This window comes from Escherichia coli (assembly GCF_036503815.1).
GTDB lineage: Bacteria > Pseudomonadota > Gammaproteobacteria > Enterobacterales > Enterobacteriaceae > Escherichia > Escherichia coli_F.
Window position 1 is genome coordinate 1,669,430 of record NZ_AP027764.1, and the last position, 25,796, is coordinate 1,695,225.

The 25,796-nt window shown below is 49.8% G+C and carries 15 protein-coding genes and 4 pseudogenes; 12 read left to right on the top strand and 7 right to left on the bottom strand.

Annotation, left to right across the window (positions count from 1 at the left end; genetic code table 11):
• The first annotated feature begins 2 nt into the window (after positions 1-2).
• Entirely contained in the window at positions 3-1,079 is a 1,077-nt protein-coding gene (glpQ, locus tag AABJ99_RS08030; protein ID WP_039020269.1) for a glycerophosphodiester phosphodiesterase, read from the top strand.
• A gap of 218 nt (positions 1,080-1,297) precedes the next feature.
• Here glpQ and AABJ99_RS08035 read toward each other — a convergent pair.
• Together AABJ99_RS08035 and AABJ99_RS08040 are read right to left on the bottom strand one after the other, a co-directional pair.
• Positions 1,298-2,368 (bottom strand): annotated as a pseudogene (locus AABJ99_RS08035) (hypothetical protein).
• A 465-nt stretch (positions 2,369-2,833) separates the two neighbouring features.
• A pseudogene (locus AABJ99_RS08040) lies at positions 2,834-3,076 on the bottom strand (LysR family transcriptional regulator); the annotation flags it as partial.
• On the opposite strand from AABJ99_RS08040, the pseudogene AABJ99_RS08045 reads away from it, so the two are divergent.
• Positions 3,071-3,175, top strand: a pseudogene (locus AABJ99_RS08045) (hypothetical protein); the annotation flags it as partial. The pseudogenes AABJ99_RS08040 and AABJ99_RS08045 overlap by 6 nt on opposite strands.
• 80 nt (positions 3,176-3,255) lie before the next feature.
• Entirely contained in the window at positions 3,256-3,906 is a 651-nt protein-coding gene (gene inaA / locus AABJ99_RS08050) for a lipopolysaccharide kinase InaA (protein WP_039020265.1), read from the top strand.
• A gap of 52 nt (positions 3,907-3,958) precedes the next feature.
• Here the strand turns inward: inaA and yfaE are convergent, their stop codons facing one another.
• The 3 genes from yfaE to nrdA all read right to left on the bottom strand — a co-directional run bounded on the left by yfaE (position 3,959) and on the right by nrdA (position 7,774).
• Positions 3,959-4,213 (bottom strand): ferredoxin-like diferric-tyrosyl radical cofactor maintenance protein YfaE, encoded by a 255-nt coding sequence (gene yfaE / locus AABJ99_RS08055; RefSeq protein WP_000135039.1) that lies wholly within the window; start codon positions 4,211-4,213, stop codon positions 3,959-3,961.
• A complete protein-coding gene (nrdB, locus tag AABJ99_RS08060) occupies positions 4,213-5,343 on the bottom strand; it encodes a class Ia ribonucleoside-diphosphate reductase subunit beta (RefSeq protein ID WP_000332037.1) in 1,131 nt (376 codons plus the stop codon). Before nrdB ends, yfaE begins: the two co-directional genes overlap by 1 nt.
• Before the next feature lie 145 nt (positions 5,344-5,488).
• On the bottom strand, positions 5,489-7,774 hold the full coding sequence (gene nrdA / locus AABJ99_RS08070) for a class 1a ribonucleoside-diphosphate reductase subunit alpha (protein ID WP_001075170.1): 2,286 nt from the start codon (positions 7,772-7,774) through the stop codon (positions 5,489-5,491).
• Positions 7,775-7,901: 127 nt separating this feature from the next.
• On the opposite strand from nrdA, the gene ypaB reads away from it, so the two are divergent.
• The gene (gene ypaB / locus AABJ99_RS08075) at positions 7,902-8,045 is read left to right on the top strand and encodes a protein YpaB (protein ID WP_001300064.1); all 144 of its coding nucleotides are present in this window, start codon (positions 7,902-7,904) and stop codon (positions 8,043-8,045) included.
• A 424-nt stretch (positions 8,046-8,469) separates the two neighbouring features.
• Positions 8,470-9,430, top strand: a pseudogene (locus AABJ99_RS08080) (hypothetical protein); the annotation flags it as partial.
• A 255-nt stretch (positions 9,431-9,685) separates the two neighbouring features.
• Here AABJ99_RS08080 and ubiG read toward each other — a convergent pair.
• Positions 9,686-10,408 carry a bifunctional 2-polyprenyl-6-hydroxyphenol methylase/3-demethylubiquinol 3-O-methyltransferase UbiG gene (gene ubiG, locus AABJ99_RS08085; protein WP_039021921.1) on the bottom strand — a complete coding sequence of 241 codons (723 nt, stop codon included), beginning with the start codon at positions 10,406-10,408 and terminating at the stop codon, positions 9,686-9,688.
• A 146-nt stretch (positions 10,409-10,554) separates the two neighbouring features.
• On the opposite strand from ubiG, the gene gyrA reads away from it, so the two are divergent.
• The 6 genes from gyrA to yfaP all read left to right on the top strand — a co-directional run bounded on the left by gyrA (position 10,555) and on the right by yfaP (position 22,606).
• Positions 10,555-13,182: a DNA topoisomerase (ATP-hydrolyzing) subunit A gene (gene gyrA / locus AABJ99_RS08090; protein ID WP_001281242.1), complete on the top strand. Its 2,628-nt coding sequence runs from the start codon at positions 10,555-10,557 to the stop codon at positions 13,180-13,182.
• Positions 13,183-13,328: 146 nt separating this feature from the next.
• Positions 13,329-15,017, top strand: a complete 1,689-nt coding sequence (gene yfaA / locus AABJ99_RS08095; protein ID WP_000534364.1) for a DUF2138 domain-containing protein — start codon at positions 13,329-13,331, stop codon at positions 15,015-15,017.
• Positions 15,014-15,637: a DUF1175 domain-containing protein gene (gene yfaT / locus AABJ99_RS08100; RefSeq protein ID WP_001328405.1), complete on the top strand. Its 624-nt coding sequence runs from the start codon at positions 15,014-15,016 to the stop codon at positions 15,635-15,637. Before yfaA ends, yfaT begins: the two co-directional genes overlap by 4 nt.
• 23 nt (positions 15,638-15,660) lie before the next feature.
• Positions 15,661-20,175, top strand: coding sequence for an alpha-2-macroglobulin family protein (locus tag AABJ99_RS08105; protein ID WP_039021919.1), 4,515 nt, complete (start codon positions 15,661-15,663; stop codon positions 20,173-20,175).
• Positions 20,176-21,825 carry a YfaQ family protein gene (yfaQ, locus tag AABJ99_RS08110; RefSeq protein WP_039021918.1) on the top strand — a complete coding sequence of 550 codons (1,650 nt, stop codon included), beginning with the start codon at positions 20,176-20,178 and terminating at the stop codon, positions 21,823-21,825.
• A 4-nt stretch (positions 21,826-21,829) separates the two neighbouring features.
• A complete protein-coding gene (yfaP, locus tag AABJ99_RS08115) occupies positions 21,830-22,606 on the top strand; it encodes a YfaP family protein (protein WP_032184657.1) in 777 nt (258 codons plus the stop codon).
• A gap of 9 nt (positions 22,607-22,615) precedes the next feature.
• On the opposite strand, the gene AABJ99_RS08120 is transcribed toward yfaP, so the two are convergent.
• Positions 22,616-22,741: a hypothetical protein gene (locus AABJ99_RS08120; protein ID WP_255233127.1), complete on the bottom strand. Its 126-nt coding sequence runs from the start codon at positions 22,739-22,741 to the stop codon at positions 22,616-22,618.
• Between the two features lie 139 nt (positions 22,742-22,880).
• Here AABJ99_RS08120 and rcsC point away from each other — a divergent pair, with 139 nt between their 5' ends.
• A complete protein-coding gene (gene rcsC, locus AABJ99_RS08125) occupies positions 22,881-25,730 on the top strand; it encodes a two-component system sensor histidine kinase RcsC (RefSeq protein WP_332218548.1) in 2,850 nt (949 codons plus the stop codon).
• The last annotated feature ends 66 nt before the right edge of the window (positions 25,731-25,796 follow it).

The window sequence follows — 25,796 nt, forward strand, 5'->3', positions numbered from 1 at the left end:
GCATGAAATTGACGCTGAAAAACCTTAGCATGGCGATCATGATGAGTGGAATGATCATGGGAAGCAGTGCAATGGCGGCGGATAGCAACGAAAAAATAGTCATCGCCCATCGCGGTGCCAGTGGATATTTACCGGAGCATACGCTGCCAGCAAAAGCGATGGCGTATGCGCAGGGGGCAGATTATCTTGAACAGGATTTGGTGATGACGAAGGATGATCATCTGGTCGTTCTGCATGACCACTATCTTGACCGGGTAACCGATGTCGCCGATCGTTTCCCGGATCGGGCGCGTAAAGATGGCCGTTACTACGCGATAGATTTTACGCTGGATGAAATTAAGTCGCTGAAATTTACCGAAGGTTTCGATATTGAAAACGGTAAGAAAGTACAGACTTATCCGGGGCGTTTCCCGATGGGTAAGTCTGACTTCCGGGTGCACACCTTTGAAGAAGAGATTGAATTTGTTCAGGGGTTGAATCACTCAACCGGCAAAAATATCGGTATCTATCCAGAAATTAAAGCGCCGTGGTTCCATCATCAGGAAGGGAAGGATATTGCAGCAAAAACGCTGGAAGTGCTGAAGAAATATGGTTACACCGGCAAGGACGACAAAGTTTATTTGCAATGTTTTGATGTTGATGAACTGAAGCGCATTAAAAATGAGCTGGAACCCAAAATGGCCATGGACCTCAATCTGGTACAGTTGATTGCCTATACCGACTGGAATGAAACGCAGCAGAAACAGCCAGACGGAAGCTGGGTCAATTACAACTACGACTGGATGTTTAAGCCCGGGGCCATGAAACAGGTGGCGGAATATGCTGATGGTATTGGTCCGGATTATCATATGTTGATTGAGGAGACATCGCAGCCAGGTAATATCAAACTCACTGGCATGGTGCAAGATGCTCAGCAGAATAAACTGGTAGTACATCCTTACACCGTGCGGTCAGATAAGCTGCCTGAATACACTACTGATGTGAATCAGTTATATGATGCTCTGTATAACAAAGCGGGTGTAAATGGGCTGTTTACTGATTTCCCTGATAAGGCAGTAAAATTCCTTAATAAAGAGTAATGCTACTGCAGGATGGCGTTCATGCGCCATCCTCTGCTAAAGCGAAATAATGCTACTACCGGTTATTCTTTTCATTAACGGGTGCATCCTGTAAAAGATGCCAACATAATTTTCGCAAAACTCATTCGTTAAAAAAGCTAACACTGGGCATTGTTACTCTTTAAACAGTATGAATAGGTCTCAATAATAAATTGTAATGCAGTTTATACTGTAAAGTATTATTCGAATTTCGGAAAGGTAAAGAAAATATTAATGTATCTTATTAATTTATCATATTGTTCTTGGGTGAATGCTGTTTGCACCCCTTCAGGGCAATATTTACCTGTAATAACCAGTTGCCCATTGCTGTGTTGTACCATTAAACCTTCTTTTTCCTTTGGATCTACAAACTTAGAATTATCAAATGTGAAGATATTTTTTTCCTGTTTTGAGTAAGCAAAGAAATCTCGTGTATAGCTGAAACTATCATTTATTAATGGTGCTAACTTTTTGTCGGCGATATCGATAAGCTCACCACTTAATTTATTGATGTATTTCATTTGCTTCAATTTTTTCTGCGCTTGCACAATTTGCTTGTAGGTGTTTTCAATTTTTTTAGAAGAATTCTTAAATACATCATAGCGTTCCTCGGAGGATGTGTATTTGTACCATTCTGTATTTTTCTCAGAATGTAGTAGCAGGTCTGTATATTCTTTTTGCTTGCTGTAAAGTTGAGTTCTTATATTTAACTCGTGGATAAATTTATAAATTTTGTCAGAGTTGGTTATTTTTGGTGTGTCTTTGTCTGTCAATGTTTGGATCTTGTTATTGATATTTTCTTTTGCAACATGCTCATTGATGATGTTAATTGCAGTTTCATATTCATTTAAATTTATTGTTCTTTCTGAAAGAAACCCTTCTTTGCTTTCGATACTCAAAACACCTTCGTTGTTTTCACCTAGGGTAAAGGTAAGGGTATAGGGTTCATAATCTTCTGCAAATTCATTTTTATACGTTATGACATGCTCGACAAAATGTCTTATTGGTACGAAACCATAACTGTGAACGTCAATTTTTTGTGTTTTGATACTATCAATTTCATCTGAGGCTTTCGTGAAAAAAGCCAATAAATTAGCTATGTTGTCTGCTGAGGTTGATAACCCGAATCTACTTTGAGATATTTTTAGAAACTCATTGCAAAAAATCTCAAGTTTCGCGGTTTGTTGTGATTCTTTGTAAATTTCTGCTGTTTGCAATTTATTATTTTGTAAAATATTACAGCGAGATAAGTGAATAGATGTATTTGGCATAAATGATTCCTTGTAGTGTGAGTTAACAAGATACAATTTAATCTTTGCAGAATATATTCACTATCAAATTTAGCTCATTTTATTACGAAGACCTTTACGCATGTTAGAAAGTATCATTATTGTTAATAAATACGGTAATAAGTAACAAACAGATATTGATAACTTCCCTGACTAGTTATTAGGTATCCCACTTGAAGATTGAGAATGGCTCCAGAGTAAACTGTGTACTGTTCGCCGGAGTGTCATTACTCTCAACAATCGGTTTTGACAGTGAGTCGGGCGCTTCATACCGGTTTCTACCTGGAGTCATTGTCACTTCTCCCAACTGGATAAATATATATCGCCAATTCACAAAGTGGGCCAAAATCAGGTGAAAACGAATTATTACGCCTGGTAAAGACTACAGGCCAACTAAGTGTGGCGAATCAGGCAGTCTTACATTTGTCATCAATCTCATGTCTTACATCAAATTTTTCCACTCACCACGAGTTGTTCCGTACACGTTTGTAGTAAAAACAGTGGACTGCCTTCTACCGGCTTTTCTTTAGCCAGCAACGAAATCTGTCGATAGAAGGTTGGTTCGTGAGGAACGGAACACAATTCACCTGCAATGGTTTTCAGCGTTAACTCTGGTAATAAGGCGATGCCTAATCCCTGTCGAATAAAATTCATCGCTGTATCCGCCTGATTAAATTCACATTTTATTTGCTGGGCGCACTATTAGTGGTAGTGGCTAGTGGAGTCTATGCGCTGCAAATGAAGGGTAAAAGCGGTGTCGCGCTAGTAGTGGCAAAAGAAATTCATTAATACGACACGTTTCATTAAGATTTTTCGCAGGTAACCACCTATAGTCATTGTCGTTAATAAAAAATGACAGGCGATAGGGTATGGCAGTTTCAGCAAAGCACGATGAATTTAATCACTGGTGGGCAACAGAGGGCGACTGGGTTGAAGAGCCTAACTATCGCCGTAATGGGATGAGCGGGGTGCAATGCGTCGAGCGCAATGGCAAAAAGCTGTATGTGAAGCGCATGACGCATCATCTGTTTCATTCCGTACGTTATCCGTTCGGTCGACCGACGATTGTCCGTGAGGTTGCGGTAATTAAAGAACTGGAACGGGCTGGTGTCATTGTGCCGAAAATCGTTTTTGGTGAAGCGGTGAAAATTGAGGGTGAATGGCGCGCGTTGCTGGTGACGGAAGATATGGCGGGGTTCATAAGTATTGCTGACTGGTATGCCCAGCATGCAGTAACGCCTTATTCTGACGATGTTCGGCAAGCCATGTTGAAAGCTGTGGCGATGGCGTTTAAGAAAATGCATAGCGTTAATCGTCAGCATGGCTGTTGTTACGTTCGCCACATCTATGTGAAAACAGAAGGTATGGTAGAAGCTGGTTTTCTTGATTTGGAGAAAAGTCGTCGCCGCTTACGTCGGCATAAAGCGATTAATCATGATTTCCGCCAGCTGGAAAAATATCTGGAGCCGATCCCTAAAGCGGACTGGGAGCAGGTTAAAGCGTATTACTACGCCATGTAATCACGTAGGCCAGATAAGACGCGTAAGCGTCGCATCTGGCACAAGTACCCGATCACAACTCGATTTCAATATCGCCTTTTGCCCGGCAACAACAGGGCAAAATTTCCCCCGGCTGAATAAAGGCTAACGGTTCGGCAATCCAGTCCACCTGGCCTGCAACAAGGCGTGTGCGACAGGAACCGCAGTAACCTTCGCGGCACTGGTACTCAACCGCCACATTGTGGGATTCCAGCGCCGCCAGAAGGGAAGGGTGTTCATCCTGGCACAGCAGTTGTGTGCCAGTGATGCGCAGGGTAACGCGAGCCATCAGAGCTGGAAGTTACTCAAATCGTCGGTGTCCACTTCCGAGTCAATCTGCCCGACCAGATAAGAACTGACTTCCACTTCCTGCGGAGCAACCTGTACGTTATCAGACACCAGCCAGGTGTTGATCCACGGGATCGGGTTGGAGCGTGTCTGGAACGGCAGATCCAAACCGACTGCCTGCATGCGGATATTGGTGATGTATTCAACGTACTGGCAGAGAATGTCTTTATTCAGACCAATCATCGAACCGTCACGGAACAGATAATCCGCCCAGTCTTTCTCTTGCTGTGCCGCCTGGACGAACAGGTCATAGCACTCCTGCTTACATTCTTCGGCAATTTCCGCCATCTCCGGATCATCCGCGCCGCTGCGCAGCAGATTCAGCATATGCTGCGTACCGGTCAGGTGCAGGGCTTCGTCACGGGCAATCAGGCGAATAATCTTGGCGTTACCTTCCATCAGTTCGCGTTCTGCAAAGGCAAAGGAACAAGCAAAGCTGACGTAGAAGCGAATGGCTTCCAGTGCGTTAACGCTCATCAGGCAGAGATACAGTTTTTTCTTCAGCTCACGTAGGCTAACGGTCACGGTTTTACCGTTGACGGTGTGGGTGCCTTCGCCCAGCAGGTGCCAGTAGCTGGTCATTTCGATCAGTTCATCGTAATAGCTGGAGATCCCTTCCGCACGTTTCTGGATCTGCTCGTTAGTGACGATATCGTCAAACACAACCGACGGATCGTTAACGATATTACGGATGATATGGGTATAGGAGCGGGAATGAATCGTTTCTGAGAACGCCCAGGTTTCAACCCAGGTTTCCAGTTCCGGGATCGAGATCAGCGGCAGCAGCGCCACGTTCGGGCTGCGACCCTGAATGGAGTCCAGCAACGTCTGATATTTCAGGTTGCTGATAAAGATGTGTTTTTCGTGTTCAGGCAGTGCCTGGTAATCGATACGGTCACGAGAAACGTCAACTTCTTCCGGACGCCAGAAGAAAGAGAGCTGCTTTTCGATCAGCTTTTCGAAGATGTCATATTTTTGCTGATCGTAGCGAGCCACGTTGACCGGCTGACCAAAGAACATCGGTTCTTTCAGCTGATCATTTTTCGTCTGAGAAAAGGTGGTATATGCCATGAATGTGTCCTGTTGGGAGTTTAATGCCGGATAAGGCATTTTACGCCGCATCCTGTGCCTGATGCGACGCTGGCGCGTCTTATCAGGCCTACAAACCGAGCCGTAGGCCGGATAAGGCGTTCACGCCGCATCCGGCATCTCAATATCAGATCTTACATGCGCCGCTTTCGCAGCCATCGTCCTGGATTGACGGCACCAGATCGTCTTGTGCGTCTTCTGCACCGTCACGGGTGTTCTGATAATACAGCGTTTTAACCCCGAATTTGTAGGCGGTGAGCAGGTCTTTCAGCAACTGCTGCATCGGCACTTTTCCTGACGGGAAACGTGACGGATCGTAGTTGGTGTTAGCAGAGATCGACTGATCGATAAATTTCTGCATGATACCCACCAGTTGCAGGTAGCCATCGTTACCCGGCATTTCCCACAGCAGCTCATAGGCGTCGTGCAGATGCTCGTAGTCCGGCACCACCTGGCGCAGAATACCGTCTTTCGACGCTTTGATGCTGACGTAACCACGCGGCGGTTCAATACCGTTAGTGGCGTTAGAGATCTGCGAAGAAGTCTCTGACGGCATCAGAGCAGAAAGCGTGGAGTTACGCAGGCCGTGCGTTTTGATTGACTCACGCAGTGCTTCCCAGTCGTAATGCAGCGGCTCATTAGCGATGGCATCCAGATCTTTCTTATAGGTATCGATCGGCAGGATCCCTTTCGCGTAAGTGGTTTCGTTAAACCACGGGCACGCGCCTTGCTCTTTCGCCAGCTCATTAGACGCTTTCAGCAGGTAATACTGAATGGCTTCGAAGGTTTTATGCGTCAGGTTGTTGGCGCTGCCGTCGGAGTAGCGTTTACCGTGCTTCGCCAGGTAGTAAGCGAAGTTGATCACACCAATACCCAGCGTACGACGACCCATCGCTCCACGTTTGGCGGCCGGGATCGGGTAATCCTGATAATCCAGCAGCGCGTCGAGTGCGCGTACTGCCAGAATCGCCAGCTCTTCCAGTTCATCCAGGCTATTAATTGCGCCCAGGTTGAAAGCAGACAGCGTACACAGCGCGATTTCACCGTTCTCGTCGTTGACGTCGTTCAGTGGTTTGGTCGGTAGGGCGATTTCCAGGCACAGGTTAGACTGGCGCACTGGTGCAATAGCCGGATCAAACGGGCTGTGGGTGTTGCAGTGGTCTACGTTCTGAATATAGATACGACCGGTAGACGCACGTTCCTGCATCATCAGCGAGAACAGCTCAACGGCTTTCACACGCTGCTTGCGGATGCTGTCGTCTTTCTCATATTTGGTGTACAGGCGTTCAAACTCTTCCTGATCGGCGAAGAACGCGTCGTACAGCCCCGGTACGTCGGACGGGCTGAACAGGGTGATATCTTCACCTTTCAGCAGACGGGTATACATCAGTTTGTTGATTTGTACCCCGTAGTCCATATGACGCACGCGGTTGCCTTCAACCCCACGGTTGTTTTTCAACACCAGCAGGCTTTCCACTTCCAGATGCCACATAGGGTAGAACAGTGTTGCCGCACCGCCGCGCACACCGCCCTGAGAGCAGGATTTCACCGCTGTCTGGAAATGTTTGTAGAACGGAATACAACCGGTGTGGAATGCTTCGCCACCGCGAATCGGGCTACCCAGCGCACGAATACGCCCGGCGTTGATGCCGATCCCGGCACGCTGGGAAACGTATTTAACAATCGCGCTGGAGGTGGCGTTGATGGAATCCAGGCTGTCGCCGCACTCGATCAGTACGCAGGAGCTGAACTGACGAGTCGGGGTACGCACGCCGGACATGATTGGCGTCGGCAGCGAAATTTTAAATGTGGAAACCGCGTCGTAAAAACGCTTCACGTATTGCAGGCGCGTTTCACGCGGGTAGTTCGAGAACAGGCACGCCGCAACCAGAATATAGAGGAACTGGGCGCTCTCATAGATTTCGCCGGTCACGCGGTTCTGTACCAGATATTTGCCTTCCAGCTGCTTAACGGCAGCATAAGAGAAGGTCATATCACGGTCGTGATCGATAAACGTGTCCATCTGCTTGAACTCTTCTTCCGTGTAGTCTTCCAGCAGATGATTATCGTATTTGCCCATCTCGACCATTTTCACCACGTGGTCGTACAGCGCAGGCGGCTCAAACTGGCCATAGGCTTTTTTACGCAGGTGGAAAATTGCCAGGCGCGCGGCGAGATACTGATAATCTGGCGCATCACGGGAGATCAGGTCTGCGGCAGCCTTGATAATGGTTTCGTGGATGTCAGAGGTCTTGATACCGTCATAAAACTGAATGTGGGAGCGCAGCTCGACCTGGGAAATCGAAACGTTATGCAGTCCTTCTGCCGCCCAATCCAGAACGCGATGGATTTTGTCGAGATTGATGCGCTCTGTGCTACCGTCGCGCTTTGTCACCAGCAGATTCTGATTCATGTATGTCGTACCTGTTTTTGGAATTCTTTCCGCAATAGCTTCATGCAGACTACCTGTAGTGAGGGAAGCTGCTAAGAACACTATATATAGGGGGTATGTTTGGGATTCACTGCAAGATAGTGTGAAAATGGCCCTCTTGCAAGTGCATAACTTTGTGGATAACTCAGGAAGGAAAAAGTGGCTTTCGCGCACCTTAGGTCAGACAAGGTGTCCGGGAAAGTCAATGGGAAGAGAAAAATTTGTTAAAAATAACTGTTCGGCGATTTCTTGAACGGCAGAATAGTATGGGTAAATTGATATAGATGGTTTATTAATCTTGTTGCTAATGATTGCCAAAATTGATCTAAGCACGAATCATCACATAATCTGATGTATCAGTTGTGGTCAATATATAAGCGAATGTAAGCGATTGTTGAGTCGGAAATGGTTGTTTTCTATTCGGTTATTGTTAAATACCAAGCCAATTTGTTACTTTTGCATATATTATGAGAATATTATTTATTACTTTAATTCAGTTTAAATATAACCGATTTACCTTAAGGTTATTAATTTGAATTATGACACACTGATATTATTCATCAAATAATAACAAAATAGTCATTGCGCCGGGTTGTACAATTTACAAAAGAAATATACCCCATAGCGCATAATGCGATTAAATACGCCGTTTTATAGAAAATGATGGTTAGATGAATATGCGGATTATCTTTCTACGCAAGGAGTATTTATCTTTACTCCCGTCAATGATTGCATCTCTTTTCTCTGTTAACAGTGTCGCGGAGGTTTTGGATTCATGCCAGGGATATGATATCAAAGCGAGTTGTCAGGCCAGCAGGCAAAGCCTTTCAGGCATTACGCAGGACTGGAGCATCGCCGATGGGCAATGGGTGATTTTTTCGGGTATGGCCAATAATGCCAGCGGTGGCGCCGTATTTTTGCAGCAAAGTGCTGAATTTACGATATTGCCACAAAATGAAACAGGGATGACTCTGTTTGCTAATAACTCGATTAGTGGCGAATATAATAATGGCGGAGCTATCTTTGCTAAAGAAAACTCAACGATAAATATTGCGAATGTTATTTTCGACAGTAATGTTGCTGGGGGCTATGGCGGAGCAATCTATTCTGCCGGTACCAACGATACTGGTGCCGCCGATTTACGTATCACTAACGCCGTATTTCTCAATAACATCGCTAATGACGGCAAAGGCGGTGCACTTTATAACATCAATAATGATGTCTATTTAAGTGATGATGTTTTTAATAATAACCAGGCATATACATCAACAAGTTACAGTGATGGCGTCCGATATCACTGATAATAATAGCGACAGCAAGCATCCATCAGGTTATACGATAATAAATAACACCGCCTTTACAAATAACACTGCCGAAGGTTATGGCGGGGCAATTTATACCAATAGCGCGACGGCTTCCTATCTTATTGATATTTCAGTTGATGACAGCGACAGCCAGAACAACGGTGTTTTAGTGGAGCAGAACAACAGCGCAGCAGGCTATGGCGATGCATCATCGGCGGTGGCGGGAGGCTTCATGTTCATTGATTCAAGTCAGGTCAGATTTGACATCGCTGCCAATAAAACGATGGTTATCGGTAACGTAAGTAACGATGGTGCGATCGATTCCATTGCCGGAAACAGTAGCTAAGTGTTGCTGTTCATAGCACGCCAGCATTAGATCTGAATTATTATCACGAGCCCCATTCGGTGGAAATTGAAGACGGTGGCAGCAATATCAGCGACGATGCGGCTAAGCAGCGTGGCGTGGCAGAAAGGGAGTAATGATTTTGCCCAGACGGCAGGGTTTTTATCGATGACGATAAAATGGTAATTGCTGTCCGCCTGGTATTGTTACCGGATGCAGTGCGAGCACTTTATCCGGCCAACAACCTCACTTATTCTGCGTGTGCAGCATATAGTTCACATCGACGCCGGGGCCGAGCTTAAAAGTATTAGTGATCGGGTTGTAATGCAGTCCGATCATATGCCGTTCTTTTAGACTGGTCTGATCCACCCAGCCCAGCAATTCTGCCGGTTTAATAAACTTCTTCACATCATGCGTACCTTTAGGCACCATGCGTAAAATATATTCCGCACCAACCACCGCCATCAGCCATGACTTGCCGTTGCGGTTAAGCGTCGAGAAAAAGACATCGCCGCCCGGTTTCACCAGTTGCGCACAGGCTCTGACCACTGACTGCGGATCGGGAACGTGCTCCAGCATCTCCATGCAGGTCACCACATCATACTGCCCGGCATGTTTTGCGGCGTGCTCTTCCACGGTTTCCTGCACGTAATCCACCTGAATCCCGCTTTCGAGTGCGTGCAGCTTTGCCACCTGCAATGGCTCAAAGCCCATATCCAGACCGGTCACCGTCGCGCCTTCGCGCGCCATACTCTCGGCCAGAATGCCGCCGCCACAACCGACATCGAGCACCTTTTTGCCAAATAAACCGCCAGCACGCTCGGCAATATAGCCAAGACGCAGCGGGTTAATGCGGTGCAGCGGTTTGAACTCACCTTCCAGATCCCACCAGCGGGAGGCGACAGCTTCAAATTTAGCGATCTCTTCGTGGTCTACGTTAGGGTTTACCGGCGATTTTTCGGCATTCATTGGCACTTCTACTCCGTAATTGGCAAGACAAACGAGTATATCAGGCATTGGAGGTGAATAAAGCGTATAGGTTTACCTCAATCTGCGCGGCTGTGTTATAATTTGCGACCTTTGAATCCGGGATACAGTAGAGGGATAGCGGTTAGATGAGCGACCTTGCGAGAGAAATTACACCGGTCAACATTGAGGAAGAGCTGAAGAGCTCCTATCTGGATTATGCGATGTCGGTCATTGTTGGCCGTGCGCTGCCGGATGTCCGAGATGGCCTGAAGCCGGTACACCGTCGCGTACTTTACGCCATGAACGTACTAGGCAATGACTGGAACAAAGCCTATAAAAAATCTGCCCGTGTCGTTGGTGACGTAATCGGTAAATACCATCCCCATGGTGACTCGGCGGTTTATGACACGATCGTCCGTATGGCGCAGCCATTCTCGCTGCGTTACATGCTGGTAGACGGTCAGGGTAACTTCGGTTCCATCGACGGCGACTCTGCGGCGGCAATGCGTTATACGGAAATCCGTCTGGCGAAAATTGCCCATGAACTGATGGCCGATCTCGAAAAAGAGACGGTCGATTTCGTTGATAACTATGACGGCACGGAAAAAATTCCGGACGTCATGCCGACCAAAATTCCTAACCTGCTGGTGAACGGTTCTTCCGGTATCGCCGTAGGTATGGCAACCAACATCCCGCCACACAACCTGACGGAAGTCATCAACGGTTGTCTGGCGTATATCGATGATGAAGACATCAGCATTGAAGGGCTGATGGAACACATCCCGGGGCCGGACTTCCCGACGGCGGCAATCATTAACGGTCGTCGCGGTATCGAAGAAGCTTACCGTACCGGTCGCGGCAAGGTATATATCCGCGCCCGTGCGGAAGTGGAAGTTGACGCCAAAACCGGGCGTGAAACCATTATCGTCCACGAAATTCCGTATCAGGTGAACAAAGCGCGCCTGATCGAAAAAATTGCGGAACTGGTAAAAGAAAAACGCGTGGAAGGCATCAGCGCGCTGCGTGACGAGTCTGACAAAGACGGTATGCGCATCGTGATTGAAGTCAAACGCGATGCGGTCGGTGAAGTGGTGCTCAACAACCTCTACTCCCAGACCCAGTTGCAGGTTTCTTTCGGTATCAACATGGTGGCATTGCACCATGGTCAGCCGAAGATCATGAACCTGAAAGACATCATCGCTGCGTTTGTTCGTCACCGCCGTGAAGTGGTGACCCGTCGTACCATTTTCGAACTGCGTAAAGCTCGCGATCGTGCTCATATCCTTGAAGCATTAGCCGTGGCGCTGGCGAACATCGACCCGATCATCGAACTGATTCGTCATGCGCCGACGCCTGCAGAAGCGAAAACGGCGCTGGTTGCTAATCCGTGGCAGCTGGGCAACGTTGCTGCGATGCTGGAACGTGCGGGCGATGATGCTGCGCGTCCGGAATGGCTGGAGCCAGAGTTCGGCGTGCGTGACGGTCTGTACTACCTGACCGAACAGCAAGCTCAGGCAATTCTGGATCTGCGTCTGCAGAAACTGACCGGCCTTGAGCACGAAAAACTGCTCGATGAATACAAAGAGCTGCTGGATCAGATCGCGGAACTGTTGCGTATTCTTGGTAGCGCCGATCGTCTGATGGAAGTGATCCGCGAAGAGCTGGAGCTGGTTCGTGAACAGTTCGGTGACAAACGTCGTACTGAAATCACCGCCAACAGCGCAGACATCAACCTGGAAGATCTGATTACTCAGGAAGATGTGGTAGTGACGCTCTCTCACCAGGGCTACGTGAAGTACCAGCCGCTTTCTGAATACGAAGCGCAGCGTCGTGGCGGGAAAGGTAAATCTGCCGCACGTATTAAAGAAGAAGACTTTATCGACCGACTGCTGGTGGCGAACACCCACGACCATATTCTGTGCTTCTCCAGCCGTGGTCGCGTCTATTCGATGAAAGTTTACCAGTTGCCGGAAGCCACTCGTGGCGCGCGTGGTCGTCCGATCGTCAACCTGCTGCCGCTGGAGCAGGACGAACGTATCACTGCGATCCTGCCGGTGACCGAGTTTGAAGAAGGCGTGAAAGTCTTCATGGCGACCGCTAACGGTACCGTGAAGAAAACTGTCCTCACCGAATTCAACCGTCTGCGTACCGCCGGTAAAGTGGCGATCAAACTGGTTGACGGCGATGAGCTGATCGGCGTTGACCTGACCAGCGGCGAAGACGAAGTAATGCTGTTCTCCGCTGAAGGTAAAGTGGTGCGCTTTAAAGAGTCTTCTGTCCGTGCGATGGGCTGCAACACCACCGGTGTTCGCGGTATTCGCTTAGGTGAAGGCGATAAAGTCGTCTCTCTGATCGTGCCTCGTGGCGATGGTGCAATCCTCACCGCAACGCAAAATGGTTACGGTAAACGTACTGCGGTAGCGGAATACCCGACTAAGTCGCGTGCGACGAAAGGGGTTATCTCCATCAAGGTGACCGAACGTAACGGTTTAGTGGTTGGCGCGGTGCAGGTAGATGACTGCGACCAGATCATGATGATCACCGATGCCGGTACGCTGGTACGTACTCGCGTTTCTGAAATCAGCATCGTGGGCCGTAACACCCAGGGCGTGATCCTTATCCGTACTGCGGAAGATGAAAACGTGGTGGGTCTGCAACGTGTTGCTGAACCGGTTGACGAGGAAGATCTGGATACCATCGACGGCAGTGCTGCGGAAGGGGACGATGAAATCGCTCCGGAAGTGGACGTTGACGACGAGCCAGAAGAAGAATAATTTCATCGCCTCATGCCAAAAGGGAGTTATCTCCCTTTTTTGAATTGAAGTCCAGGCTGCAAAGTCTGGGCTTTTGTCGTATAAGGGCGCGGTAAAGTTTTGCTGTACCCATAAAAAATGGCTGGCTTTACACAAGGAATGTGGCAATGGGTAGTGAAAAAAAGGCGAAAGGCTGGCGGTTCTATGGTCTTGTAGGTTTTGGCGCAATAGTACTGCTTTCCGCTGGTGTCTGGGCATTGCAATATGCTGGTAGTGGGCCAGAAAAAACGTTGTCGCCGCTGGTGGTACACAACAATCTGCAAATCGATCTCAATGAGCCGGATCTCTTTCTCGATAGCGACTCTCTAAGCCAGCTCCCCAAAGATCTTCTCACTATTCCTTTTCTTCACGATGTTCTAAGCGAAGATTTCGTTTTTTATTATCAGAACCATGCCGACCGTCTGGGCATTGAAGGCAGCATTCGCCGCATTGTCTACGAACACGATCTCACACTAAAAGATAAGCTCTTTTCGTCACTCTTAGATCAGCCCGCGCAGGCGGCGCTATGGCACGATAAACAAGGCCATCTTTCTCATTATATGGTGCTGATCCAGCGAAGTGGTTTAAGCAAGCTGCTGGAGCCATTGCTGTTTGCCGCTACCAGCGACAGCCAGTTAAGTAAAACGGAAATCAGTAGTATTAAGCTAAATAGTGAAACCATCCCGGTTTATCAGTTGCGCTATAACGGCAATAACGCCCTGATGTTCGCAACTTATCAGGACAAGATGCTGGTGTTTTCCAGCACGGACATGCTGTTTAAAGATGATCAGCAGGATACCGAAGCCACGGCGATCGCAAGTGATTTGTTGAGCGGTAAAAAACGCTGGCAAGCCAGCTTTGGCCTGGAAGAGCGTACTGCCGAAAAAACGCCAGTACGCCAGCGCATCGTGGTCAGTGCAAATTTGCTGGGTTTTGGCTACCAGCGATTAATGCCTTCTTTTGCTGGTGTGCGCTTCGAAATGAGCAACGACGGCTGGCACAGTTTTCTGGCGTTAAATGATGAATCCGCAAGCGTAGATGCCAGTTTCGATTTTACGCCGGTATGGAACAGTATGCCTGCAGGGGCCAGCTTCTGTGTGGCGGTGCCTTATTCACATGGTATTGCTGAAGAGATGCTTTCCCACATCAGCCAGGAAAACGACAAGCTCAACGGGGCGTTAGACGGTGCTGCGGGGCTGTGCTGGTATGAAGATTCAAAATTGCAAACTCCGCTGTTTGTCGGTCAGTTTGATGGCTCTGCCGAACAAGTGCAATTGCCAGGAAAACTGTTTACGCAAAATATTGGTGCGCTCGAAAGCAAAGCCGCAGAAGGTATATTGCCAGTAACCCAGACGCAGCAGGGCGAAGCGCAAATCTGGCGTCGCGAAGTGAGTTCCCGATACGGTCAGTATCCGAAAGCGCAGGCAGCGCAACCAGATCAATTAATGTCGGATTATTTTTTCCGCGTGTCGCTGGCGATGCAAAACAAGACGATGCTTTTCTCCCTCGATGACACGCTGGTCAATAACGCGTTGCAAACACTGAATAAAACCCGCCCGGCAATGGTGGATGTGATACCCACTGAAGGCATTGTTCCGGTCTATATCAATCCACAAGGCGTGGCGAAACTGCTGCGTAACGAAACGCTGACCAGTCTGCCGAAGAATCTCGAACCGGTTTTTTATAACGCCGCACAAACTTTATTAATGCCGAAGCTGGACGCTTTATCTCAACAACCGCGTTATGTCATGAAGCTGGCCCAGATGGAACCCGGTGCCGCCTGGCAGTGGCTACCCATTACCTGGCAGCCACTATGAGGCACGGGCTGCTGGCGCTGATTTGCTGGCTGTGTTGTGTTGTTGCTCATAGCGAAATGCTGAATGTCGAACAATCGGGGCTGTTTCGCGCCTGGTTTGTGCGTATTGCACAGGAACAGCTCCGCCAGGGGCCAAGTCCGCGCTGGTATCAGCAGGATTGTGCTGGCCTGGTGCGATTTTCGGCGAACGAGGCGCTGAAAGTTCACGACAGCAAATGGCTAAAAAGTAACGGTATAGCAAGTCAGTATTTGCCGCCTGAAATGACGCTAACACCTGAACAGCGTCAACTGGCGCAAAACTGGAATCAGGGGAACGGAAAAACCGGCCCCTATGTGACCGCGATTAATTTGATTCAGTACAACAGCCAATTTATTGGCCAGGACATAAACCAGGCGTTGCCTGGCGATATGATTTTTTTCGATCAGGGCGATGCCCAGCACTTAATGGTCTGGATGGGGCGTTACGTCATCTACCACACCGGAAGCGCCACGAAAACTGACAACGGAATGCGCGCAGTCAGTCTGCAACAACTTATGACATGGAAGGACACCCGATGGATACCCAACGATTCCAATCCCAATTTCATTGGCATTTATCGTTTAAATTTTCTGGCGCGATAGCAGCGTGCTTGTGCCTGTCTCTTGTGGGAACAGGGCTTGCTAATGCTGATGATTCGCTTCCTTCCAGTAACTATGCGCCGCCCGCCGGGGGAACATTCTTTTTGCTCGCTGACAGCAGTTTTAGCAGCAGTGAAGAGGCGAAAGTGCGACTGGAAGCGCCGGGGCGTGATTATCGGCGTTACCAGATGGAAGAGTACGGCGGCGTGGACGTTCGCCTGTATCGTATTCCTGACCCGATGACATTTTTGCGCCAGCAGAAAAACCTGCATCGCATTGTGGTGCAACCGCAATATCTGGGCGACGGGCTGAACAATACGCTAACCTGGCTGTGGGATAACTGGTATGGCAAATCTCGCCGTGTAATGCAGCGTACTTTCTCTTCTCAGTCACGGCAGAATGTGACTCAGGCGTTACCCGAATTACAGCTCGGTAATGCCATTGTTAAACCTTCCCGTTATGTACAGAACAGCCAGTTTTCACCGCTGAAAAAATATCCACTGGTGGAACAGTTCCGCTATCCACTATGGCAGGCAAAACCGGTCGAGCCGCAGCAAGGGGTAAAACTGGAAGGCGCATCCAGCAATTTCATCTCGCCGCAGCCGGGCAACATCTATATTCCTCTCGGCAAACAAGAGCCAGGACTGTATCTCGTCGAAGCGATGGTCGGTGGGTATCGGGCAACGACGGTGGTGTTTGTCTCCGATACCGTGGCGCTTAGCAAAGTGTCAGGCAACGAACTTCTGGTGTGGACTGCTGGCAAAAAACAGGGTGAAGCGAAGCCAGGCTCAGAGATCCTGTGGACTGACGGTCTTGGCGTGATGACTCGCGGTGTGACCGATGACAGCGGTACCTTGCAGTTACAACATATATCGCCGGAACGTTCATACATTCTGGGTAAAGATGCAGAAGGCGGCGTTTTTGTCTCCGAGAATTTTTTCTACGAAAGTGAAATCTACAATACCCGCTTGTATATCTTTACTGATCGCCCGCTATATCGCGCAGGCGATCGTGTCGATGTTAAAGTGATGGGCCGCGAGTTCCACGATCCGTTGCATTCATCCCCTATCGTCAGCGCACCGGCGAAACTTTCAGTGCTGGATGCTAATGGCAGCCTGTTGCAAACCGTCAATGTCACGCTGGATGCGCGTAATGGCGGGCAGGGGAGTTTCCGCCTGCCAGAAAATGCCGTTGCCGGAGGTTATGAATTACGTCTTGCTTACCGCAATCAGGTCTATAGCAGTAGTTTTCGCGTAGCCAACTATATCAAGCCACATTTTGAGATTGGTTTAGCTCTCGACAAAAAAGAGTTCAAAACAGGCGAAGCGGTTAGCGGCAAACTGCAACTGCTTTACCCGGATGGCGAGCCGGTAAAAGATGCCCGCGTGCAGTTAAGTTTGCGCGCTCAGCAATTATCAATGGTCGGTAACGATTTGCGTTATGCCGGACGTTTCCCGGTGTCGCTGGAAGGCAGTGAAACGGTTTCCGACGATAATGGTCATGTGGCGTTAAATCTCCCCGCCGCCGATAAACCAAGCCGTTATTTGTTAACTGTCTCCGCCAGTGACGGCGCGGCGTATCGTGTCACCACCACCAAAGAGATCCTCATTGAACGTGGCCTGGCGCATTACACTTTGAGCACCGCCGCACAATACAGCAATAGCGGTGAATCGGTTGTTTTCCGTTATGCTGCGCTGGAATCTTCAAAACAGGTTCCTGTTACGTATGAGTGGTTGCGTCTGGAAGACCGCACGAGCCACAGCGGAGATCTACCTTCTGGCGGCAAATCCTTTACCGTCAATTTCGATAAACCAGGCAACTACAACCTGACGTTACGCGATAAAGACGGCTTAATTCTCGCCGGGTTAAGCCATGCCGTCAGCGGTAAGGGCAGCACGGCGCATACTGGTACGGTAGATATCGTGGCAGATAAAACGCTGTACCAGCCAGGCGAAACCGCGAAGATGCTGATTACCTTCCCGGAGCCAATTGATGAAGCGTTATTGACGCTGGAACGCGATCGCGTTGAACAGCAGTCGCTGCTATCGCATCCGGCAAACTGGCTGACGTTACAACGTTTAAACGATACCCAGTATGAAGCCCGCGTACCGGTGAGCAATTCCTTTGCGCCTAACATCACTTTTTCGGTGCTGTATACCCGTAACGGTCAGTACAGTTTTCAGAACGCCGGGATCAAAGTTGCCGTTCCCCAGCTGGATATCCGGGTGAAAACGGACAAAACCCATTACCAGCCTGGTGAACTGGTCAATGTCGAATTAACCTCGTCGCTGAAAGGTAAACCTGTTTCTGCTCAGCTAACGGTTGGTGTGGTCGATGAAATGATCTACGCACTGCAACCGGAAATCGCGCCAAATATCGGCAAATTTTTCTATCCGCTGGGGCGTAACAATGTGCGTACCAGCTCCAGCCTGTCATTTATCAGCTACGACCAGGCGCTCTCCAGTGAACCTGTTGCGCCTGGCGCGACTAACCGCAGCGAGCGGCGAGTGAAAATGCTGGAACGTCCACGGCGTGAAGAGGTGGATACCGCTGCCTGGATGCCGTCACTCACAACCGATAAACAAGGCAAAGCGTATTTCACGTTCCTGATGCCTGATTCATTAACCCGCTGGCGCATCACCGCGCGTGGGATGAACGGCGATGGGCTGGTCGGGCAGGGGCGTGCTTATTTGCGTTCGGAAAAAAATCTCTACATGAAGTGGAGTATGCCAACGGTATATCGCATGGGTGACAAACCGGCGGCAGGACTGTTTATCTTCAGTCAGCAGGATAACGAACCGGTGGCGCTGGTGACTAAATTTTCAGGCGCGGAGGGGCGTCAGACGCTTACGTTGCATAAAGGGGCGAATTATATTTCGCTGACGCAGAATATTCAGCAATCTGGCTTGTTAAGTGCAGAACTGCAACAAAATGGGCAAGTGCAGGACAGTATTAGTACAAAACTGTCTTTTGTGGATAACAGCTGGCCCATTGAACAGCAGAAAAACGTCATGCTCGGCGGTGGCGATAACGCGCTGATGTTGCCCGAGCAGGCGAGCAATATCCGGTTGCAAAGTAGTGAAACGCCGCAGGAGATTTTCCGTAACAATCTTGATGCGTTAGTCGATGAACCGTGGGGTGGCGTGATCAACACCGGTAGCCGTCTGATCCCGCTCAGTCTCGCCTGGCGTTCACTTGCCGATCATCAAAGTGCCGCCGCTAACGACATTCGTCAGATGATTCAGGATAACCGTTTGCGGCTGATGCAACTGGCGGGGCCAGGAGCGCGCTTTACCTGGTGGGGTGAAGATGGCAATGGCGACGCATTCCTCACGGCATGGGCATGGTACGCCGACTGGCAGGCCAGCCAGGCGCTCGGCGTAACGCAACAACCGGAATACTGGCAGCATATGCTCGACAGCTACGCGGAGCAGGCGGATAACATGCCGTTATTGCATCGGGCGCTGGTGCTGGCGTGGGCGCAGGAGATGAATCTGCCGTGCAAAACGTTGTTGAAAGGGTTGGATGAAGCTATCGCCCGGCGCGGAACTAAAACTAAAGATTTCTCTGAGGCAGACACCAGCGATATCAATGACAGCCTGATCCTCGATACACCTGAATCTCCACTGGCAGATGCGGTGGCAAACGTCTTAACCATGACGTTGCTGAAAAAAGCGCAGTTGAAGTCCACTGTGATGCCACAGGTTCAGCAATATGCGTGGGATAAAGCGGCAAACAGCAATCAGCCGCTGGCGCACACGGTTGTGCTGCTCAATAGCGGTGGCGACGCCACCCAGGCTGCCGCTATTTTAAGTGGTTTAACCGCTGAGCAATCCACCATTGAGCGCGCGCTGGCAATGAACTGGCTGGCGAAATATATGGCGACGATGCCTCCGGTTACGTTACCTGCTCCTGCGGGCGCATGGGCCAAACATAAGTTAACCGGAGGGGGTGAATACTGGCGTTGGGTTGGTCAGGGCGTGCCGGACATTCTCTCTTTTGGTGACGAATTACCGCCGCAAAACGTGCAGGTTCGCTGGCGTGAACCGGCAAAAACGGCTCAACAAAGTAACATTCCGGTGACCGTTGAACGACAGTTGTATCGGCTTATCCCGGGTGAAGAGGATATGAACTTTACCTTACAGCCTGTCAACAGCAATGAGATTGACAGCGATGCGCTGTATCTCGATGAAATCACACTTACCAGCGAGCAAGATGCTGCTCTGCGCTACGGCCAGGTAGAAGTACCGCTGCCGCCGGGAGCCGATGTTGAGCGTACAACCTGGGGCATTTCGGTCAATAAACCGAACGCCGGAAAACAGCAAGGACAACTGCTGGAAAAAGCGCGCAATGAAATGGGCGAACTGGCCTATATGGTGCCGGTAAAAGAACTGACGGGAACGGTCACCTTCCGCCATTTGCTGCGTTTCTCGCAAAAAGGGCAATTCGTTCTGCCGCCTGCCCGTTATGTGCGTTCCTATGCACCTGCACAGCAAAGTGTTGCAGCAGGGAGCGAATGGACCGGGATGCAGGTGAAATAAGTGAACTGGCACAGAATCGTCTGGCTATTGGCGTTGGTTACTCTGCCAACGCTGGCGGAGGAAACGCCGTTACAACTGGCGCTGCGGGGCGCGCAACACGATCAACTGTATCAGCTGTCGTCATCAGGCGTGACCAAAGTCTCGGCATTACCTGACACGCTCACCACGCCATTAGGGAGTTTGTGGAAACTGTATGTTTACGCCTGGCTGGAGGATACCCATCAACCAGAGCAGCCCTACCAGTGTCGCGGAAACTCCCCGGAAGAGGTTTATTGTTGTCAGGCTGGGGAGAGCATAACGCGCGATACCGCGCTGGTACGCTCATGTGGACTCTATTTTGCGCCGCAACGGTTGCATATTGGTGCAGATGTTTGGGGGCAATACTGGCAACAGCGTCAGGCACCTGCGTGGTTAGCGTCTCTTCCGACGCTGAAGCCAGAAACCTCGGTAACGGTTAAATCGCTGCTTGATTCATTAGCGACGTTACCCGCGCAAAACAAAGCTCAGGAAATCTTACTGGATGTGGTGCTGGACGAGGCGAAAATCGGTGTCGCATCCATGCTCGGTAGTCGGGTAAGGGTGAAAACCTGGAGCTGGTTTGCCGATGATGAGCAGGAAATCCGTCAGGGTGGTTTTGCCGGCTGGTTAACCGATGGTACACCGCTGTGGGTTACTGGCAGTGGCACCAGCAAAACGGTACTGACCCGTTATGCGACGGTGCTTAATCGGGTATTGCCAGTGCCGACGCAAGTTGCCAGTGGGCAATGTGTAGAGGTGGAGCTGTTTGCCCGTTATCCGCTGAAGAAAATCACGGCGGAAAAGAGTACGACAGCAGTAAAACCCGGCGTACTTAATGGGCGCTATCGTGTGACGTTTGCCAATGGTAACCACATTACGTTTGTCAGCCACGGTGAGACGACCTTACTGACAGAAAAGGGCAAACTGAAATTGCAGTCGCATCTTGATCGTGAAGAGTACGTTGCCAGAGTACTGGATCGCGAGGCGAAAAGTACGCCCCCTGAGGCAGCGAAAGCTATGACCGTGGCGATTCGCACTTTCTTACAGCAAAACGCCAATCGGGAAGGCGATTGCCTGAACATCCCCGACAGCAGTGCCACGCAGCGTGTTTCTGCTTCGCCAGCTACCACGGGGGCGCGAATGATGACCGCCTGGACGCAGGATCTCATCTATGCGGGCGACCCGGTCCATTATCACGGCAGTCGCGCTACCGAAGGGACGCTTTCCTGGAGGCAAGCCACCGCCCAGGCGGGGCAGGGAGAGCGTTACGATCAGATACTCGCGTTTGCTTATCCCGACAATAGCCTTAGCCGCTGGGGAGCGCCGCGCTCAACCTGCCAGTTATTACCCAAAGCGAAAGCCTGGCTGGCGAAAAAAATGCCGCAGTGGCGGCGTATGTTACAAGGCGAGACGGGGTACAACGAACCAGACGTGTTTGCGGTCTGTCGTTTAGTCTCAGGTTTCCCCTATACCGATCGGCAGCAGAAACGGCTGTTTATTCGTAACTTCTTTACGCTTCAGGATCGGCTGGATTTAACCCATGAGTATCTGCACCTGGCCTTTGATGGTTATCCCACCGGGCTTGATGAGAACTATATCGAAACGCTGACCCGACAATTATTAATGGACTAATGCTATGCGAAAGATTTTTTTTCCGTTGTTACTGGTGGCGCTTTCGCCTGTCGCTCACAGTGAAGGTGTACAGGAAGTCGAGATTGATGCACCGCTCTCTGGCTGGCATCCTGCGGATGGTGAAGATGCCAGCTTTTCACAATCGATCAATTACCCCGCGTCGTCCGTCAACATGGCAGATGATCAAAATATCTCAGCGCAGATCCGCGGCAAAATAAAGAATTATGCGGCGGCGGGTAAAGTTCAGCAGGGCCGGTTGGTGGTCAACGGTGCCAGTATGCCGCAGAGAATTGAATCCGATGGTTCATTTGCACGCCCTTATATTTTCACTGAAGGCAGCAACAGCGTGCAGGTCATCAGCCCAGATGGGCGAAGTCGACAAAAAATGCAGTTTTACTCAACGCCGGGGGCTGGAGTGATTCGCGCGCGTTTACGGCTGGTTCTCTCGTGGGATACGGACAATACCGACCTCGATCTTCATGTTGTCACGCCGGATGGTGAACACGCCTGGTACGGTAACACGGTGCTGAAAAACAGTGGTGCACTGGATATGGATGTCACGACGGGGTACGGACCCGAGATTTTCGCCATGCCAGCGCCAGTTCACGGCCGTTATCAGGTGTATATCAACTACTATGGCGGACGCAGCGAAACGGAATTGACGACCGCCCAACTGACGTTGATCACCGATGAAGGATCGGTTAATGAGAAACAGGAAACATTTATTGTACCGATGCGTAATGCTGGCGAACTGACGCTGGTGAAAAGTTTTGACTGGTGAGCCATCCTTTCACACAACCTGGCTCTCTCTTTTTTCAGATAAGACTGCTGGGCGATCTGCCGACGCCAGGATATAACCATTAACAAGCGTCGGCAGATTGGTCATTTCTTGTTGTTCGTACTGAAAACTGTCCATTTACTCCGGCTTTCCTGATTAAGGCAATGGTTTCTAAGCGATACGCATTATTGCAATGGTGACAGAACATTGCGGTAACACGCTTTTACCGCTACCTTAACCACACTCCATCGGTCACCTGAGGCGGAGCTTCGCCCCTTTGAAATACCTTGCTTCTTTTCGTACAACCCTGAAAGCCTCGCGCTACATGTTCAGAGCATTGGCGTTAGTGCTCTGGCTGTTGATTGCTTTTTCATCCGTTTTTTACATCGTTAATGCGTTGCATCAGCGAGAATCGGAAATTCGTCAGGAATTTAATCTGAGTTCCGATCAGGCTCAGCGCTTTATTCAACGCACCTCTGATGTGATGAAAGAGCTGAAGTACATAGCTGAAAATCGCTTATCGGCAGAAAACGGTGTGCTTTCGCCGCGTGGACGAGAAACGCAGGCAGATGTGCCTGCGTTTGAACCACTGTTTGCCGACTCCGATTGTTCCGCAATGAGTAACACCTGGCGAGGTTCTCTGGAGTCATTGGCGTGGTTTATGCGCTACTGGCGCGATAATTTCTCTGCGGCTTACGATCTCAACCGGGTATTTTTAATCGGCAGCGATAACCTCTGCATGGCCAATTTCGGTCTACGTGATATGCCAGTGGAACGCGATACCGCGTTGAAAGCTTTGCATGAACGCATTAATAAATATCGAAATGCACCACAAGATGATAGTGGCAGTAACCTCTACTGGATCAGCGAAGGTCCGCGCCCTGGCGTCGGGTATTTTTACGCCTTGACGCCAGTTTATCTGGCGAACCGGTTGCAGGCGCTTTTGGGTGTCGAGCAGACCATCCGGATGGAGAACTTTTTCTTACCTGGTACGTTGCCGATGGGGGTTACCATTCTTGATGAAAATGGTCATACCCTGATTTCGCTTACCGGACCGGAAAGCAAGATTAAGAGCGATCCTCGCTGGATGCAGGAACGTTCCTGGTTTGGCTATACGGAAGGGTTCCGGGAACTGGTGCTGAAGAAAAACCTGCCACCTTCATCGTTAAGCATCGTCTATTCGGTGCCGGTTGATAAGGTGCTGGAGCGCATTCGCATGTTGATCCTTAACGCGATTTTACTGAATGTGCTTGCCGGAGCCGCGTTGTTTACTCTCGCACGGATGTACGAGCGACGTATTTTCATTCCGGCGGAAAGCGATGCCCTGCGACTGGAAGAACATGAGCAGTTTAATCGCAAGATTGTCGCCTCCGCGCCAGTGGGTATCTGTATTTTGCGTACCGCTGATGGCGTCAATATTTTAAGTAACGAACTGGCGCATACCTATCTCAATATGCTTACGCATGAGGATCGCCAACGACTGACGCAAATTATCTGTGGTCAGCAGGTCAATTTTGTTGATGTCCTGACCAGCAACAATACCAATCTGCAAATCAGCTTCGTCCATTCGCGCTATCGTAATGAAAACGTGGCTATTTGTGTGCTGGTGGATGTTTCTTCGCGCGTGAAGATGGAAGAGTCGTTGCAGGAGATGGCACAAGCAGCGGAACAGGCGAGTCAGTCAAAATCGATGTTCCTTGCCACCGTCAGTCATGAGCTGCGAACGCCGTTGTATGGCATTATCGGTAACCTGGATCTGTTGCAGACCAAAGAGCTGCCAAAAGGCGTCGATCGTCTGGTGACGGCAATGAACAACTCTTCCAGCCTGTTGTTGAAAATTATCAGCGATATTCTCGATTTCTCGAAAATTGAATCAGAACAGTTGAAGATCGAACCGCGTGAGTTTTCACCGCGTGAAGTGATGAACCACATCACCGCCAACTATTTACCGCTGGTGGTACGCAAGCAGTTAGGCTTGTACTGTTTTATTGAACCGGATGTGCCAGTGGCCTTAAATGGCGACCCGATGCGTTTACAGCAGGTCATCTCCAACCTGTTGAGTAACGCCATAAAATTCACCGATACCGGCTGTATAGTTCTGCATGTTCGCGCTGATGGCGATTATCTCTCTATCCGCGTTCGCGATACCGGCGTAGGGATTCCGGCGAAAGAAGTGGTGCGCTTGTTTGATCCCTTCTTCCAGGTCGGCACGGGCGTACAGCGTAACTTCCAGGGGACCGGTCTGGGTCTGGCGATTTGTGAAAAACTGATCAGCATGATGGACGGCGACATCTCGGTAGATTCAGAACCGGGAATGGGCAGCCAGTTTACCGTGCGTATTCCGTTGTATGGCGCTCAGTACCCGCAGAAAAAAGGCGTGGAAGGGTTGAGTGGTAAACGCTGCTGGCTGGCGGTCCGCAATGCGTCGCTCTGTCAGTTCCTGGAAACCAGTTTGCAGCGCAGCGGCATCGTCGTTACAACATACGAAGGGCAGGAACCGACTCCCGAAGATGTGTTAATCACTGACGAGGTAGTGAGCAAAAAATGGCAGGGTAGAGCGGTAGTGACCTTCTGTCGTCGCCATATTGGTATTCCGCTGGAGAAAGCGCCAGGGGAGTGGGTACACAGTGTGGCTGCACCGCATGAGCTACCGGCATTGTTGGCGCGTATTTATTTGATCGAGATGGAGAGCGATGATCCTGCTAACGCTCTGCCGTCGACGGACAAAGCGGTCAGCGATAACGACGATATGATGATTCTGGTCGTGGATGATCATCCGATTAACCGGCGTCTGCTTGCAGATCAGTTGGGATCGTTGGGCTATCAATGTAAAACAGCGAATGATGGCGTCGATGCGCTTAATGTACTTAGCAAGAATCATATTGATATCGTGCTTAGCGACGTCAACATGCCAAATATGGATGGTTACCGCTTGACGCAACGCATTCGTCAGTTGGGACTGACGTTGCCGGTAATCGGAGTAACTGCTAATGCATTGGCTGAAGAGAAGCAGCGGTGTCTGGAGTCCGGTATGGACAGCTGCCTGTCGAAGCCGGTAACGCTGGATGTTATAAAACAGACGCTGACGGTATATGCCGAGAGGGTCCGGAAATCGCGGGAATCGTAGGCTTATAAGACATTTACGCCGCATCTGGCATTCAGTGCAAATGCCAGATGCGACGCTGGTGCGTCT

What these genes read in the sequence shown, in the direction of transcription:
- glpQ (WP_039020269.1), top strand. Translation starts at nt 3, where the DNA reads ATGAAATTGACGCTGAAAAACCTTAGCATGGCGATCATGATGAGTGGA.
- inaA (WP_039020265.1), top strand. Translation starts at nt 3,256, where the DNA reads ATGGCAGTTTCAGCAAAGCACGATGAATTTAATCACTGGTGGGCAACA.
- yfaE (WP_000135039.1), bottom strand. Translation starts at nt 4,213, where the DNA reads ATGGCTCGCGTTACCCTGCGCATCACTGGCACACAACTGCTGTGCCAG.
- nrdB (WP_000332037.1), bottom strand. Translation starts at nt 5,343, where the DNA reads ATGGCATATACCACCTTTTCTCAGACGAAAAATGATCAGCTGAAAGAA.
- nrdA (WP_001075170.1), bottom strand. Translation starts at nt 7,774, where the DNA reads ATGAATCAGAATCTGCTGGTGACAAAGCGCGACGGTAGCACAGAGCGC.
- ypaB (WP_001300064.1), top strand. Translation starts at nt 7,902, where the DNA reads ATGGCCCTCTTGCAAGTGCATAACTTTGTGGATAACTCAGGAAGGAAA.
- ubiG (WP_039021921.1), bottom strand. Translation starts at nt 10,408, where the DNA reads ATGAATGCCGAAAAATCGCCGGTAAACCCTAACGTAGACCACGAAGAG.
- gyrA (WP_001281242.1), top strand. Translation starts at nt 10,555, where the DNA reads ATGAGCGACCTTGCGAGAGAAATTACACCGGTCAACATTGAGGAAGAG.
- yfaA (WP_000534364.1), top strand. Translation starts at nt 13,329, where the DNA reads ATGGGTAGTGAAAAAAAGGCGAAAGGCTGGCGGTTCTATGGTCTTGTA.
- yfaT (WP_001328405.1), top strand. Translation starts at nt 15,014, where the DNA reads ATGAGGCACGGGCTGCTGGCGCTGATTTGCTGGCTGTGTTGTGTTGTT.
- yfaP (WP_032184657.1), top strand. Translation starts at nt 21,830, where the DNA reads ATGCGAAAGATTTTTTTTCCGTTGTTACTGGTGGCGCTTTCGCCTGTC.
- AABJ99_RS08120 (WP_255233127.1), bottom strand. Translation starts at nt 22,741, where the DNA reads ATGGACAGTTTTCAGTACGAACAACAAGAAATGACCAATCTGCCGACG.